The 14,745-nt window shown below is 60.0% G+C and carries 13 protein-coding genes and 1 pseudogene; 6 read left to right on the top strand and 8 right to left on the bottom strand.

Features of this window, described 5'->3' with window-relative positions; translation table 11 throughout:
• Positions 1-113 precede the first annotated feature (113 nt).
• On the bottom strand, positions 114-2,180 hold the full coding sequence (locus ACK59H_RS00975; RefSeq protein ID WP_060477927.1) for an AsmA family protein: 2,067 nt from the start codon (positions 2,178-2,180) through the stop codon (positions 114-116).
• Between the two features lie 337 nt (positions 2,181-2,517).
• Between ACK59H_RS00975 and ACK59H_RS00970 the strand changes: the two are divergent.
• From ACK59H_RS00970 to ACK59H_RS00955, 4 genes and pseudogenes are all read left to right on the top strand, one after another.
• Positions 2,518-2,814, top strand: a pseudogene (locus ACK59H_RS00970) (phage infection protein); the annotation flags it as partial.
• A gap of 143 nt (positions 2,815-2,957) precedes the next feature.
• A complete protein-coding gene (locus ACK59H_RS00965) occupies positions 2,958-3,593 on the top strand; it encodes a TetR family transcriptional regulator (protein ID WP_060477929.1) in 636 nt (211 codons plus the stop codon).
• Between the two features lie 43 nt (positions 3,594-3,636).
• On the top strand, positions 3,637-4,734 hold the full coding sequence (locus ACK59H_RS00960) for an AGE family epimerase/isomerase (protein WP_060477930.1): 1,098 nt from the start codon (positions 3,637-3,639) through the stop codon (positions 4,732-4,734).
• A gap of 73 nt (positions 4,735-4,807) precedes the next feature.
• Positions 4,808-5,062 carry a hypothetical protein gene (locus ACK59H_RS00955; RefSeq protein ID WP_060477931.1) on the top strand — a complete coding sequence of 85 codons (255 nt, stop codon included), beginning with the start codon at positions 4,808-4,810 and terminating at the stop codon, positions 5,060-5,062.
• A 5-nt stretch (positions 5,063-5,067) separates the two neighbouring features.
• On the opposite strand, the gene ACK59H_RS00950 is transcribed toward ACK59H_RS00955, so the two are convergent.
• From ACK59H_RS00950 to ACK59H_RS00925, 6 genes are all read right to left on the bottom strand, one after another.
• Positions 5,068-5,835, bottom strand: coding sequence for an SDR family oxidoreductase (locus ACK59H_RS00950; protein WP_060477932.1), 768 nt, complete (start codon positions 5,833-5,835; stop codon positions 5,068-5,070).
• A gap of 595 nt (positions 5,836-6,430) precedes the next feature.
• Entirely contained in the window at positions 6,431-7,147 is a 717-nt protein-coding gene (locus ACK59H_RS00945; RefSeq protein WP_060477933.1) for an ABC transporter ATP-binding protein, read from the bottom strand.
• The gene (locus ACK59H_RS00940) at positions 7,144-8,019 is read right to left on the bottom strand and encodes an ATP-binding cassette domain-containing protein (RefSeq protein ID WP_060477934.1); all 876 of its coding nucleotides are present in this window, start codon (positions 8,017-8,019) and stop codon (positions 7,144-7,146) included. Before ACK59H_RS00940 ends, ACK59H_RS00945 begins: the two co-directional genes overlap by 4 nt.
• Positions 8,016-9,317: a high-affinity branched-chain amino acid ABC transporter permease LivM gene (gene livM / locus ACK59H_RS00935; protein ID WP_060477935.1), complete on the bottom strand. Its 1,302-nt coding sequence runs from the start codon at positions 9,315-9,317 to the stop codon at positions 8,016-8,018. The genes ACK59H_RS00940 and livM overlap by 4 nt, the downstream gene beginning before the upstream one ends.
• Before the next feature lie 2 nt (positions 9,318-9,319).
• On the bottom strand, positions 9,320-10,234 hold the full coding sequence (locus ACK59H_RS00930; RefSeq protein WP_060477936.1) for an ABC transporter permease subunit: 915 nt from the start codon (positions 10,232-10,234) through the stop codon (positions 9,320-9,322).
• A 154-nt stretch (positions 10,235-10,388) separates the two neighbouring features.
• Positions 10,389-11,525 carry a branched-chain amino acid ABC transporter substrate-binding protein gene (locus tag ACK59H_RS00925; RefSeq protein ID WP_060477937.1) on the bottom strand — a complete coding sequence of 379 codons (1,137 nt, stop codon included), beginning with the start codon at positions 11,523-11,525 and terminating at the stop codon, positions 10,389-10,391.
• Positions 11,526-11,992: 467 nt separating this feature from the next.
• Here ACK59H_RS00925 and pncB point away from each other — a divergent pair, with 467 nt between their 5' ends.
• Both pncB and nadE read left to right on the top strand, forming a co-directional pair.
• Entirely contained in the window at positions 11,993-13,198 is a 1,206-nt protein-coding gene (gene pncB / locus ACK59H_RS00920; protein ID WP_060477938.1) for a nicotinate phosphoribosyltransferase, read from the top strand.
• 3 nt (positions 13,199-13,201) lie between these two features.
• Positions 13,202-14,029 (top strand): ammonia-dependent NAD(+) synthetase, encoded by an 828-nt coding sequence (gene nadE / locus ACK59H_RS00915; protein WP_060477939.1) that lies wholly within the window; start codon positions 13,202-13,204, stop codon positions 14,027-14,029.
• 44 nt (positions 14,030-14,073) lie between these two features.
• On the opposite strand, the gene azu is transcribed toward nadE, so the two are convergent.
• Positions 14,074-14,520 carry an azurin gene (gene azu / locus ACK59H_RS00910; RefSeq protein WP_060477940.1) on the bottom strand — a complete coding sequence of 149 codons (447 nt, stop codon included), beginning with the start codon at positions 14,518-14,520 and terminating at the stop codon, positions 14,074-14,076.
• Between the last annotated feature and the right edge of the window lie 225 nt (positions 14,521-14,745).

The raw sequence follows: 14,745 nt of genomic DNA, 5'->3' as shown, positions 1-14,745 counted from the left end.
GCAGCTATAGCGTGTACAGCGGCGAGCGCAGTCAGGGTAGGAGCGGATTTACCGCGAAGGGCTGCAAGCAGCCCTGATAGGCGCACCTCACTGGCATCAGGGCACTACGCCCTTTATTTTTTCGCCTTCACCGCAGCAGGCGCTTTGCCAGCTCTCATTTGCTGCAGCAATGGCGTGCATTGGTTGGGCTCATCGCCGCTACTAGGCGCTACCAACGCCAGCAACCCTGCAGCAGGGCCCGCTACCACACCCAGCGCTACCATCCCCGCACCTCGCAATGCCAGCGGCACTGCCTGGACCCCAGCACTTGGCTTGGCGAAGGCCCCGCGTACATACAGCGGCGAGCGCAGCGAGAACAACCGCACGCCCTTGGACTCCGGATTGATCTTCAAGTCCAACTGCTCAGTGGCGAAGTTGGCCGTCCCATTGACATAGATGATCGCGTTCTCGGTATCGAAGATGAACAGGCGCGTGCTCGCCAAGCCGTCCTTGATGCCAACATCCGCTGCGGCGCAGTTGATCTGCACGTCCTCGTCGCCGAATAGCTTGCCAACCACGTAGTTACCGACATTAAGCCCGGCAATCTCCATCAGGCTGCGGCTGATGGCGCCATCGTTGATCAGCATGCGAAGGTTGCCATTGGCCGTGCCCAGCAAGGCAGCCACCGAATTGCCGCGGCCAGTGATGTCGGCATCGCCGTTGAGCTCACCGAAGCTGGTTTGCATCGGTGCGAAGGTTGGGAACAGCTGCTTGAGTTTGAAACCGCGGGCCGTGAGTTGAGCGTGGCCTTGGAGCGGCACGTTTCGGCCGTCTAGGCGGATGTTGGCTGCCAGGTTCCCTCCCGCCACGCCAAAGCGCAGCGGTTCAAGGCGCAGCAGCCCATCTTCGAGGATTACGTGGGCCGACAAGTCGCTCAATGGCAGCTGTTCACTGTGCACGATGCGTTTGCCGGCGAAGCTTACGTCGGCATCCATGGCGCGCCAGCGCTCGGTGCGGAACTCCTCCACAGGCAGCACCTTGTCGGCGGGTTGCTTGCTGGCACCGCCGCGTGCCTTCTGCTCGGCATTGGAATCGGCACCGATCAGCGGAGCCAGGTCCTTGAACAACAGTTGATTGGACACCAGCTTGCCGGCCAGCTTCGGCCGCGGCTTGCTGGCGACGAAGCTCAGGTCGCCATGGATGTCACTGTTGCCGATTTTGCCGTTGAAATTCTGGTAGTTGAAATTGGCACCTTCCGGTGCGTGCAGGTTGACGCTAAGCCGACCATCGGTGGAGTAAGCCGGCGTATCGGGCAACGTTACCCCGGTCAATGGATACAGATTGCCCAGGCTGGCCCCAGACAGACGCAGACGCAGGTCCAGAGCGCCAAGATTGCGAGGATCAGTCAGGGTGCCAGCCAACACGACGTGGGTATCGGCGATACGCACGTCGGCCTGCAGCGGGAATGGCTGGCTGGCATCCTGCAAGGCCAGCAGCCCGCCGATTTTGCCGGTGCCTGATACTGGCTGGCCCTTGTAGCGACCTTGAGCTTTGAGACCAAATGCATAGTCTTGAGCCCCGCCCGCCTTCTCAGCGTTGGCCTTGCCGACGATCTCACTGAAGGGGATCGGTTTGCCGAGCGGATCGATCTGCACCTTCATGCTGGTTTTCAACGTCTGATCGTCGAAGCTGACGTTGCCTTGGTCAAAGCCAATGGCACCGATATCCAACTCCCATTTGGACGGTGTTTGGTCTTCGTCTTTGGGCCCGAAGTCAAACGTCCAATTGGCGCGGCCATCGGCCAGGCGCGTAAGGCTCGCATTGGGCTTGGTGAGGTCGATGCGCGGGATGCTGATCTGCTGGTACAACAGCGGCAATGGCGCCAGACGAAATTCCACCCGCTCAAGCCCAACCATCTGGGGCTCCTTGAGCCAGTCGGGGTTGCCCAAGGTCAGGTCTTCTGCGATGAAGTGCGGCCATGGCACCCAGGCTCGCCAGCCTCCCTGGTCCGGTTCGGTACGCCAATGCACGGCGAGGTTGCCGTTGATCGCGAATGGCCGGTGAAGCGCTTCGGACACCTTTTCGTTGATCAGCGGCTTGACGCGGTTCCAGTCGAAGGTGGCAATGATGATCACCAGGATCGCCAACAGGGTCAGCAGAGTGGAAAGGGTCCAGACGATGATTCTGGCGGGGCGCGTCATTGCGTGAGTCTCCTGATGGCAAGGCACAAAGCAGGCGTAGCGATGGCATTCATTATTTCGGACTGATGAAAACCCGTCGGGTTTAATCGGCCTGTCCATGCTAGCGAGTTTTTTCAGCCTTCGTGCCCAGCTTGTGGCGTCGGCCATTCCCTACTGTTACCGCTAACGGTACTGGCGAGCGTCGGCTTCACACCCGGAAACTGCCGCAATAGAGCCATCGCACCTGCTATCAATCGCATCGATTGTTACCATTACCCGTATGAACTTCTCTCTGGCGTCACCGGGCGTAGCATTGGCTCCGTACCCACTTTCCAGCCCCCGAGAGGAGCACCGAATCATGAAACGCACTCTGCTGACCCTGACCCTGTCCATCCTTGCTGCCAACGCATTCGCCCTTCCAGCTGCCGACCAGCATCTGACTGCCGAGTCGCGCTCCAGCGCCGCAGAAATTGCTCAACCGCTCAAAACCGTCGCCGAAGGTGGCTCTGACCGTCTGATCGAGCGTAGCGGCCGAGTTGCCGAAGGTGGCTCCGACCGTCTGATCGAGCGCAGTGGCCGGGTTGCCGAAGGTGGCTCCGACCGTCTGATCGAGCGTAGCGGCCGCATGGCTGAGGGTGGTTCCGATCGTCTGGTTGCCATCAGCCACGTGAGCTGATCACCATGACCGAAAACAACAACCGCTGTCACACCGTTTGCTCCCCTCCCAGCCCGGTCCATTGACCGGGCTTCGTTTTTTTATCTAGAGTGCCCAGCCTCACCTTCACAGAAACCAGCCAAATGCTGCCGCGCGCCGAACAGAAGCTACAGACCCGCCAGGCCCTGCTGGATGCTGCTTGCCAGCTGATGGAGAGTGGCCGGGGCTTTGGCAGCGTTAGCCTGCGCGAAGTGGCCAAGGCGGCCGGCATCGTCCCTACCGGTTTTTATCGGCATTTCTGCGACATGGACGCGCTGGGCCTGGCACTGGTCGCCGAGATCGACGCCACGTTCCGCCAGACCATCCGCCTGGTGCGGCATAACGAATTCGAACTGGGCGGTATCACCGATGCATCAGTGCGCATCTTCCTCGACGTGGTCACCGCCCACCGCGCGCAGTTTCTGTTTCTGGCCCGTGAGCAGTACGGTGGCTCGCACGCCGTCCGTCAAGCCATCGCCTGCCTGCGCCAGAACATCAGTGACGACCTGGCCACGGACCTTGCGCGAATGCCGCGCTGGCAACACCTGGACAACGCCGCGCTGGCGGTGATGGCCGACCTGGTGGTCAAAACCGTGTTCGCGACCCTGCCGGAGCTGATCGATAACCCGCAGCCAGGTTATCCACAGTCGCTGAGCGCCCAGGAGAAAATCACTCAGCAATTGCGCTTCATCTTCGTGGGCGCACGCCACTGGCAAGGGCTGAGCAACCCGCATCCCTAGTTCTGCTACCATGGCGCCCTGCCCGAAAGTGACGAGCGCCAACATGCCCAGCCCCCTTCCTGCCCTGCCTGAATTGGCCCGATTCAACCAGCATTTTGCCGACTGCATCGTGCCTCTATGGCAAGGCCCTGGCTGGAATGCCGAGATGGCCCTGCCCTACGAGGCGCTCGACGCCGAACATCGGCCACTGCCGGTGCAGCGCTACCGCGCCATGGCCTGTGCTCGGCAGTTATACCTGTTCAGCAGCCGCATCGAGCAACCCGGCGCGGCCGAGCGGGCAGCGGCACTGCTGCGCTCGTTGCAAAAGCACTTTCACGACCCCGAGCATGGCGGCTGGTTTTACAGCATCGACGCCCAGGGCAAGCCACTGGACCGGCGCAAGGACCTCTACACCCACGCTTTCATCGTCTTCGCCTGCGCCCATTACTGGGGCAAGGTCGGTGACGGGCTGGTCGAAGCCACCCTCAACGCCGCGCTGGAAGTGGTGGATCAGCAATTTGCCCGGGACGACGGCCTATACGAAGCCAGCCTTGGCGAAGATTGGGCAGATCTTGGCAGCGGCCCATTGCAGAACCCGCAGATGCACCTGGCCGAAGCTTTTCTGCAAGTGCTGGCGGTGCGCGAGGACGCGCAGGTTCAGCATGCGTTGCTGCAATTGTGCCAGGCATTGCAGGAGCACTTCATCGAGCCACAGCATGGCCTGATGCTGGAAAAACCGCTGGGGTCTGTGGATAACTGGTTCGAGCCAGGCCATCAGTTCGAATGGTTCTACCTGCTGGAAACTTCGTCATTGCTACAAGGCACGCCCTTGCATGCATCATTGTCGCGGGCCTTCGGCTATGCGGAGCTTTGCGGGGTAAACAACGCCGCCGTACTGGCCATGCTCGATGTGGATGGCAACGTGCTGGATGCGACCCAACGGATCTGGGCCCAGGCCGAATACCTGCGGGCACTGGCGCTGCGCCCTGAGCATCAGGCAAAACTGCTGGTTCAGCTGAAAGCGATGGAGCAGCAGTTTCTGCATGCTCGGGGCTGGTATGAGTGCCGCAACGGTGAAGGCGTGGTGAGCCGGCATGATATGCCGTCGACCACACCCTACCATCTGGCGACGTGTCTGAGCGGCCTTCTCAGCGCTGGCTGACCTAGCATTTTTACCAGTTTCGGCCACGTCATGGCGCTGCTAGGTTGGAACCTCCATCAACGAGGTGCCCATCATGGAAAGATCAGCGTTCAAAGACTTCCTCGAAGCTCAGATCAATGGGGCCGCGAAGCAGATATTCGACAAACAGAAGGCCGACCTCGATCACATTGCCTTCGGCAAGCTGAGCTTTTTACTCAGCCTTCGCCGCGTGGTGGACGGCACCGCGACCCGAGAGGACCTCGGGATGCATGATGCCGTCAACGATGTGCTGCAGACACTTGGCTTGATCGATTCCAAATCCACGTATCTGAAAATGATCCCCAAGTAGCCGGCTCAGGCTTTCGCTGAGCGATCGATCGACAGCCCAGCGAAGTCCTGACGCACTGGCATCAACTCGAGGCTATTGATGTTGATGTGCGCAGGCTGGTTGAGAATCCAGAAAATGGTCTCGGCTATGTCCTGCGGCTGGATGGGCTCTGCGCCGGCGTAGGTCGCATCGTATTTGGCCTGGTCGCCGCCATGGCGCACCAGCGAGAATTCGCTCTCGCACAGGCCAGGTTCGATGTTGCTCACCCGCACACCCGTGCCGCGCAGGTCGCAGCGCAGGCTCAAGGAGAACTGGCCGACGAAGGCCTTGGTGCCACCGTACACATTGCTGCCTGGATACGGGTAATTGCCCGCCACCGAGCCCACATTGAGGATCGACGCCCCGCGGCCATGGGCAATTAGGCGCGGCAACAGCAGGCGTGTGGTGTACATCAGGCCTTTGATGTTGGTATCGACCATGGTGTCCCAGTCATCCAGGCTGCAGTTCTGCGCTGCATCCACGCCAAGCGCCAGCCCGGCGTTATTGACCAAACCACGCAATTTGTCGAAGCCGGCCGGCAGGCCGGCGATGGCCTGCTCCATGGCCTTGCGGTCACGTACATCCAGCACCAGACCATGCACTTGGGTTTTGGCCGAAAGTTCGGCGCACAGGGCATCCAAGCGCTCCTTGCGGCGCCCGGTGAGCACCAGCTGCCAACCAGCTTCAGCGAAGCGACGGGCGGTGGCCTCGCCAAAGCCGGAAGTGGCGCCAGTGATGAATACGGTGGACGTCATGCTCTGTTCCTCACGGTAGGTTGTCATCGACAGCTTCGCAGCATGCCCGCGCCAGGTGCAGGCAGCAAGCCGCCAGAGCTACTGGTCATTTTTTGGTCATGTGCACGAAACCCTTGTGTCAGCAGGCCCGGAGCCAGCTATACGCATGTTATCCACAGGGCTTTCCCCATTGATTGGGGGCAAGTTACCTCAGGCGGGCCCGGTGAATTGCGGGCCAGATCTGGAGATTGCTTTCAAGGTGATGGCTTAAAGCTTTCATCCATGCCGCCTACAGCCGTCTGTCCAAGGCTTTCCCACAGACTTATCCACAAACAATCAAGCGCTGACGCAAGTAGCCGGTATCTTGTAAAAGCCCTGCAAATCCATGCCAAAACAGCGCCTGATCAAATTATGATCAGAAGCTTGTAAGCCACGGATTAAGAGGGCTTGAGCGTAATGCCACCATGTTTTCCACAGGCGGTTCCACATTATCCGTGGAAAACATCAAGCCTGTGGAAACGGGGTTGGGATGCAGCGATCGGCATCGTCGGCAAGATCCATGCGACAAGTTGTCCACATGGCAACAGGGCTGCTACTGCAGCCCCTATTGCGCGGCTCAGTGGCCGCCAAGGTAGGCGTTGCGCACCTCTTCGTTTACCAGCAGCTCCTGACCCGTGCCGCTCATGCGGATTTGCCCGTTGACCATCACATAGGCTCGATCCGACAGCTTCAGGGCGTGGTTGGCGTTCTGCTCCACCAGGAAAATGGTCATGCCCGTCTTGGCTAGCTCGCGCAGGGTAGCGAAGATCTGCTTGACCACGATCGGCGCCAGCCCCAGTGACGGCTCATCCAGCAGCAATAGCTTCGGCCGGCTCATCAACGCCCGGGCGATGGCGAGCATTTGTTGTTCGCCACCAGACATGGTCATTGCACGCTGGTTACGCCGCTCCTTCAAACGTGGAAACAGTTCGAACATGCGCTGCATGTCCTCGGCTGCATGTTTGTCGCCGATGGGGATGGTGCCCATCATCAGGTTTTCTTCGACCGTCATGTCCGGGAACACACGGCGCCCTTCCGGCGACTGGGCGATGCCGTTGGATGCGATGTAGTGCGAGGTCTTGCGGGTGATGTCGGTGCCACGGTAGACGATCTGCCCCGAAGCTGCCCGGGGCTGCCCGAAGATCGACATCAGCAATGTCGACTTGCCGGCGCCATTGGCCCCGATCAGGCTCACCGTCTCCCCCTCGTTGATGTGCATCGAAACTTTCTTGAGGGCCTGGATGGGGCCGTAGAACACGTCCAGGTCTTTGAGTTCGAGAATGGGTGCAGTCATACCAGCTCCTCTTCGTCAGCACCCAGGTAGGCGGCGATCACCGTTGGGTTGTGGCGGATTTCCTGCGGTGCGCCTTCGGCGATCACATTGCCGTGGTCGAGCACGACAATATGGTCGGAAATGCTCATCACCATGCCCATATCGTGTTCGATCAGCACCACGGTGATGTCGTGCTCGTCACGCAACACCCGGATCATGCCGCTCAGGGCTTCGGTTTCCTGGGGGTTGAGGCCGGCGGCCGGTTCGTCCAGGCAGATGATCTTCGGCCGTGTGCACATGGCCCGGGCAATTTCCAGGCGGCGCTGCTGGCCATAGGACAACTCGCCAGCCAGACGATTGGCGCAGTCGACCAGGTCGACCACCTCCAGCCAGTAAAACGCATGATCCAGAGCATCGCTCTCGGCCTTGCGGTAGGCCTTGGTATTGAGCACCCCAGCCAGCAGGTTGCGGTTTACCCACATGTGCTGGGCGACCAGCAGGTTTTCCACCACCGACATTTCCTTGAACAGCCGGATGTTCTGGAAGGTACGCGCCAGGCCTGCACGGTTGACCAGGTGGGTACCGCCGAACATCTTGTAATACAGGCGGCTGGCAAAGCGCGCTGGGGATAGGAAGTCCGCGGCCTGGAAGCGTTCGCCGAGCAACTGGATGACATTGGTGTGGCTGCCGCGCACGTTAAGCTCGATGCGCCCGCCACTGGCCTTGTAAAAACCGGTCAAGCAGTTGAACACGGTGGTCTTGCCGGCACCGTTGGGGCCGATCAAAGCGAAGATCTGATTGCGTTTGACCTTCAGGCTGACATCGCTGAGCGCCTTGATGCCACCGAACTGCATCATCAGGTTATCGACCGACAGAATGATTTCGTCGCTCATGGCGCCACTCCTTTACGTGGGGTCACGCCGCTGCGGCTGATGCGGATCAAGCCTCGCGGTCGCCAGATCATCATCAGCACCATCAGCACGCCAAACAGCAGCACGCGGTATTCCGAGAAGCTGCGCAGCAGCTCTGGCGCAACGGTCAGCACGAACGCCGCGATCACCACGCCGACGGTCGAGCCCATGCCGCCAAGCACGACGATGGCAAGAATCAGCGCCGACTCGAAGAAGGTGAAAGATGACGGGTTGACGAAACCTTGGTAGGTAGCGAAGAACACCCCTGCCAGGCCCGCAGTAGAAGCACCGAGGGTGAAGGCCGAGAGTTTCACCAGCACGTGGTTCAGGCCCATCGAGCGGCAGGCGATCTCGTCTTCGCGCAGCGCCTCCCAAGCGCGGCCGACCGGCATGCGGGTAAGCCGGTGTTTGATGTACAGCACCGCCAGCACCACCAGGAACAACACGGCGTAGATGAACACGAACTTGAGGTTGGCGTTGTAATCGATGCCAAGGAACTCGTGGATCGGCACACCGCCATCCTTGGCCCTGCGGCCGAACTCCAGGCCGAAGAAGGTCGGCGCTGGCGCCGGCATACCGTTCGGGCCACCGGTGAAGGACAACCAGTTGTTCAGTACCAGGCGAATGATCTCGCCAAAGCCCAGCGTCACGATGGCAAGGTAGTCACCGTGCATTCGCAATACCGGGAAGCCGAGAATGCACCCGGCCAGCGCCGCAGCGATGGCCGCCAGCGGTAGCACGCTCCAGAAACCCAGGCCCAGGTACTGGTAACCCAGCGCCAGACCGTAGGCACCAATGGCATAGAACGCCACATAGCCAAGGTCGAGCAAACCGGCCAGGCCGACCACGATGTTCAGGCCAAGCCCCAGCAATACGTAGATCAGGCCGAGGATGACCACAGTCAGCAGGTATTTGTTGGCGAACACCGGGAAAATGATGGCGATCACCACCAGCGCCGGGATGATGTAGCGCAGCCGCGAGGTGTAGCCCGGCTCGCGCACATGCACGCCTGATCCACCGCTCTCGAAGCCTGCCAGCATACGCCGCCCGGCAGCGGTCTGGACGTAAAGGCTGAGCAGAAAGCGCCCGAGCATCACCCCGCCAACCAGCCACGCTACCCGGCGAGGCTCGGCATTGAAGGAGTAACCGTCGAGCACCACGCCGACGATCGGGCCGAACACGATCAGCGCCAGCAAACCGGCGACGATGGTTTCGAGCAGGCTGCGTTTGATATCGAAACCTTTGGTTTCGGAGGCAGAGGCAATTTTGGCAATCGACATGTTCACACCTTAGCCACGAGCGGGCGGCCCAGCAGGCCTTGCGGGCGGAAGATAAGGATCATCACCAGCAGGGAGAAACTGAACACATCCTTGTAATCGGAGTTGATCAGGCCAGAGAACAGCGACTCGGAAATCCCCAGGATGATCCCGCCGAGCATGGCGCCAGGCAGCGACCCGATGCCGCCCAGTACCGCGGCGGTGAAGGCCTTGATACCGATGATGAAGCCGGCGTAGAAGTCGAAGGTGCCGTAGTTCAGGGTGATCAACACGCCGGCCAGTGCCGCCATCACCGCACCGATGACAAATACATAGGAAATTACCCGATCGGTGTTGATGCCAAGGATCGAGGCCATCTTGCGGTCTTGCTGGGTGGCGCGGCACATGCGGCCGAGCTTGGTGTACTTGATCACGTAGGTCAGCAGCCCCATGCCAAGGAACGCCGCTACCAGGATGAAGATCTTGGTGTAGGTCAGTTGCACGAAGCCGGTGCCGACCTCGATGCGCATGGCACCTTCGAGCAGGGTCGGCACGCCTTGCTGGCGGGCGCCCTGGCTGATCTGCGCGTAGTTCTGCAGGATCAACGAAATGCCGATGGCACTGATCAGCGGTGCCAGGCGGGTGGAGTTACGCAGGGGTTTGTAGGCGATGCGCTCGATGGTGAAGCCATAGACGCCCGTCACGACGATGGTGAACAACAACGTGCCCAGCATCAGCAGAGGAAACGATTCGATACCGAAGTACGCCAGCAATGCCAGGCTGATCGCCGCGAGGTACGCGGAGATCATGTACACCTCGCCGTGCGCGAAGTTGATCATGCCGATAATGCCATAAACCATTGTGTAGCCGATGGCGATCAGGCCATAGACCGACCCTAGGGTCAGGCCATTGACCAGTTGCTGCAGGAAAATACCATCCATAACGCAATCTCACCTGAGCGAGGCTGCACGCGCGCAGATGCCCACGAGCTACCGATGAGGCAGCCTTGGCAGCGCAGCACGATGCAGGCCTCCGAATAAGGACAGGTACCGCAGGGGCAATGGCCCGGACGAGCGTCCGGGCCGGCTGCCGTTATTATTTTTGTTTTTCCAGCTGGTGGTACTTGCCTTGAGCATCCCACTGGTAGACCACGTAATCGGAGACGGTCAGGTCGCCCTTTTCATCCCACTTCTTCTGGCCCATGACGGTTTGCACTGGGTTGGCCTTGAGCCACTTGGCAGCGTCTTCGCCTTTGTTCGACTTGGCACCGTTGAACGCAGCGGCCAGCGCCTGCAGCGAGGCGTAAGCGTAGAGGGTGTAGCCTTCAGGCTCGGTACCTGCTTTGCGGAACTCTTCCACCACAGCCTTGCTGTCAGGCAGCAGGCGCGGGTCGGCGCCGAAGGTCATGTAGACGCCATCGACGTACTGCGCACCACCGGCGGTGGACACCAATTCGTCGGTGACGATGCCATCATCGGACATGAACTTGACGTCCTTCAGACCCTGCTCGCGCAGTTGACGCACCAGCGGGCCGGCTTCAGGGTGCAGGCCACCGAAGTACACCACGTCGGCACCGGCAGCGCGGATCTTGGTGACCACGGCGCTGAAGTCTTTCTCGCCACGGGTCAGGCCTTCGTACAGCACCGGCTTGACGCCGCGTTTCTCAAGCTGCGCCTTGGTGGCATCGGCCAGGCCTTGGCCGTAGGTGTCCTTGTCGTGCAGCACGGCGACTTTCTTGCCTTTGAGTACGTCGACGATGTAATCACCGGCGACGATGCCCTGCTGATCGTCACGGCCGCACATGCGGAACATGGCGCCAAGACCGCGCTCGGTGACCTGTGGGTTGGTGGAGCCTGGGGTGATGGCGATCACGCCGGCTTCGTCATAGACCTCAGAAGCGGGGATGGTGTTCGAGGAACAGAAGTGCCCCACTACGCCGATCACCTTGTCCTGGTCGACCAGGCGGTTGGCCACGGCTACGGCCTGCTTGGGCTCGCAGGCGTCATCGCCTTTGACCAGCACGATCTTCTCGCCATTCACGCCGCCAGCGGCATTGATCTTGTCGGCCGCTGCCTGCGCGCCTTTCATGTACTGCTCGCCAAACGCTGCGTTAGCCCCGGTCATGGGGCCCGCGACGCCGATCTTGACGTCGGCCTGAACATACGAAGAAACACCCAGTGCCGTAGCGACGGCCAGAGCCAGGAAACCTTTCTTGTAAAACGTCTGCGACATGAGGCGGTGCTCCTAGAGTTTTTTTGGTTGGCACTACAACTTCTCAGCCCATTGCTCCGAGCAAGCGCCGTGCCATCGGTTTTGTATTCCGGGAAATCACAGGGTCAAGGTCGCCTGCGAGCGACCGATGGGCGTCTCTTTATTGAGCGTGCAACCGTCTGCGACGCCAAAGGCGCCACCACACGTAAAGACAAGGCGCAACCAAACAGTGCCATCATTGCAACCATGCCAAGTGTTAACGTGCAACCATGCTGTAACAGTAGACGTCACCGAAGTGCACACCGCTGGTGCGCAAGTGCTACAGCCAGCACCGTTTCAAGGCTCGCCTGTGCACGAAAACCTCGCCTGGTTTGGCAGTAAAGGCACTTAAGCCAACTTGAGTCCCATCCATAAAGGCCGGCGCAGACACTACGGCGGGCAAAAGACTGGCACAATGTGCAGCATTCGCCGCTTCTGGAGTCACCTTGATGAGCGAGAGCGCATTCGCCGAGCGCATCGTGCACAACCTGCTCGACACTGATTTCTACAAGCTCACCATGATGCAGGGCGTGCTACATAACTACCCGGATGCTGATGTGGAGTGGGAGTTTCGCTGCCGCAACGGTGAGGATCTACGCCCCTACCTGGCTGACATCCGCCACCAGCTCGAACTGCTAAGCGACCTGACGCTCGATGATGGCCAACTGGGTTTTCTGGAACGCATCAGCTTCCTCAAGCCAGACTTCCTACGCTTTCTGCGCCTGTTCCGGTTCAACCTGCGCTATGTGCACGTTGGTATCGAGAACGATCAATTGGCCCTGCGGCTCAAAGGCCCATGGCTGCACGTGATTCTCTTCGAAGTACCGTTACTGGCCATCATCAGCGAAGTGCGCAACCGCCACCTGCACCCGCGCATGCGCCTGGCCGAAGCCCGGGACCAGCTCTATCGCAAGTTCGATTGGCTGCGCGCCAATGCCAACGAGGACGAGCTGGCAAGCCTGCAAGTGGCTGATTTCGGCACGCGCCGGCGCTTTTCCAGCCGTGTCCAGGAAGAGGTGGTGCGGGTATTGCGCGATGAATTCCCTGGCCGCTTCGTCGGCACCAGCAATGTGGACCTGGCATGGAAGCTGGATATCAAACCGCTGGGCACCATGGCCCATGAATGGATAATGGCCCACCAACAGCTCGGCCCGCGCCTGATCGATAGCCAGATTGCCGCGTTGGATTGCTGGGTCCGCGAGTACCGTGGGCTGCTTGGCATCGCCCTGACCGATTGCATCACCATGGATGCCTTTCTCAACGACTTCGACTTGTACTTCGCCAAGCTGTTCGACGGCCTGCGCCATGACTCTGGTGAGCCGCTGGCCTGGGCGGAAAAAGCCATCGTCCACTACCAGAAGCTGGGTATAGACCCAATGACCAAAACCCTGGTGTTCTCTGATGGCCTCAACCTCACCCGCTCGCTGGAAATTTTCCGTGCGCTGCGCGGGCGCATCAATGTCAGTTTCGGCATCGGCACCAACCTGACCTGTGACATCCCAGGGGTGGCGCCGATGAACATCGTGCTTAAAATGACCGACTGCAACGGCTCGCCGGTTGCCAAAATCTCCGACGAAGCCGCCAAGACCCAGTGCCGCGACGAGAACTTCGTCGCTTACATGCGTCATGTTTTCAACGTCCACAGCAAGGAGTAACCCATGCAAGCGGTTCAGCAAGAAATTGCCCAGGCGCTGAAAGTGCAGCCGCCGTTCGCCGATGCCGCTGCGCTCGAGGCCGAAGTCGCCCGCCGCGTGGCGTTCATCAAGGACTGCCTGGCCAATGCCCGGCTCAAGACCCTGGTGCTGGGCATTAGTGGGGGGGTCGACTCATTGACCGCAGCCCTGCTCGCCCAACGCGCGATCAACGAACTGCGCGCAGAAACCGGGGACAAGGCCTACACCTTCATCGCAGTGCGCCTGCCCTACCACGTGCAGCATGACGAGCATGACGCCCAAGCCTGCCTGGAGCTGATCAAGGCCGATGAGGTGCACACTGTCGACATCGCACCGGCAGTCAAAGCCCTCGCCGCAGAAGTGGTGGAGCTGAAGAATGGCTCACCGAGCCTGGTGGACTTCGTGGTCGGCAACGTGAAGGCGCGCACGCGCATGGTGGCCCAGTACACCATCGCTGGAGCCCGCGCAGGCCTAGTGATCGGTACCGACCATGCCGCCGAGGCGGTGATGGGCTTCTTTACCAAATTCGGTGATGGCGCCTGTGACCTCGCGCCGTTGAGCGGCTTGGTGAAAAACCAGGTGCGAGCGATCGCGCGCAGCTTTGGTGCGCCAGAGGCGCTGGTGGAGAAGGTGCCGACGGCCGATCTCGAAGACCTCGAACCCGGTAAACCCGACGAGGCTTCCCATGGCGTGACCTACCAGCAGATCGATGACTTCCTGCATGGGCTGCCGGTGGATCAGGCCGCGTTCGACATCATCGTCGCCACCTACCGCAAGACCCAGCACAAGCGCGAACTGCCGTTCGCCCCGTGAAAAACAACCGGGGCCGCATGGCGGCCCCGGCCTTATCTGCGCGCTTACTTGAGCGTTACAGTGCCTTTCATCATCGAGATGTGGCCCGGGAACGAGCAGAAGAAGCCGTACTTCTGATCAGCTGCAAGCTTGGACACATCGAACGTAAGCTTGTCGGTCTCGCCTGCACCGATGATCTTGGTGTGGGCGATGACTCGCTCATCACCGTCTTTCAGGTAGCTTTTCTCGATCCCGGCGGACAGACCGTCGGTTGCGATTGCCTGCATGTCAGCTTCCTTGCTGATCACCACGTTGTGCCCCATGACATTCTTCGGCAGGTTGCCGGAGTGGGTCAGGGTGACGGTGAATTCTTTGCAGCTTTTATCGACGACGATGTCCTTGGTGTCGAACGACATCTGGTCGGTCGAGTCAACGGTCACCGAGCACTCGGCGGCGAAGACAGAAGCGCTGGCGAGGGTCAGCAGGGATACCGCTACAGCTTTCGCAAACATCATGAATCTCCTTGGCAGGGTTTTATCAATTGCGATACTGCCTGAACCCTTTCAGCCCTGCATGATGTGGGTCAAGGGCATGTCAAGTGGCCAGCCAGTAGAATTGTTCAATGGATTGTATACAACTAATCTAAGGGCACATCATGCACTTTTAATAGACGATGGGACAACATTTGAATTAGGAGCCATCGCTATGTCCCTCTCAAGTTTCATGAACAGCTTGCT

The sequence above is a fragment of the Pseudomonas sp. KCJK9000 genome (genome assembly GCF_046230725.1).
In the GTDB taxonomy this organism is placed as follows: domain Bacteria; phylum Pseudomonadota; class Gammaproteobacteria; order Pseudomonadales; family Pseudomonadaceae; genus Aquipseudomonas; species Aquipseudomonas promysalinigenes.
Note: the sequence above shows the minus strand (reverse complement) of the source record. Positions and strands in the feature narration are given on the sequence as shown.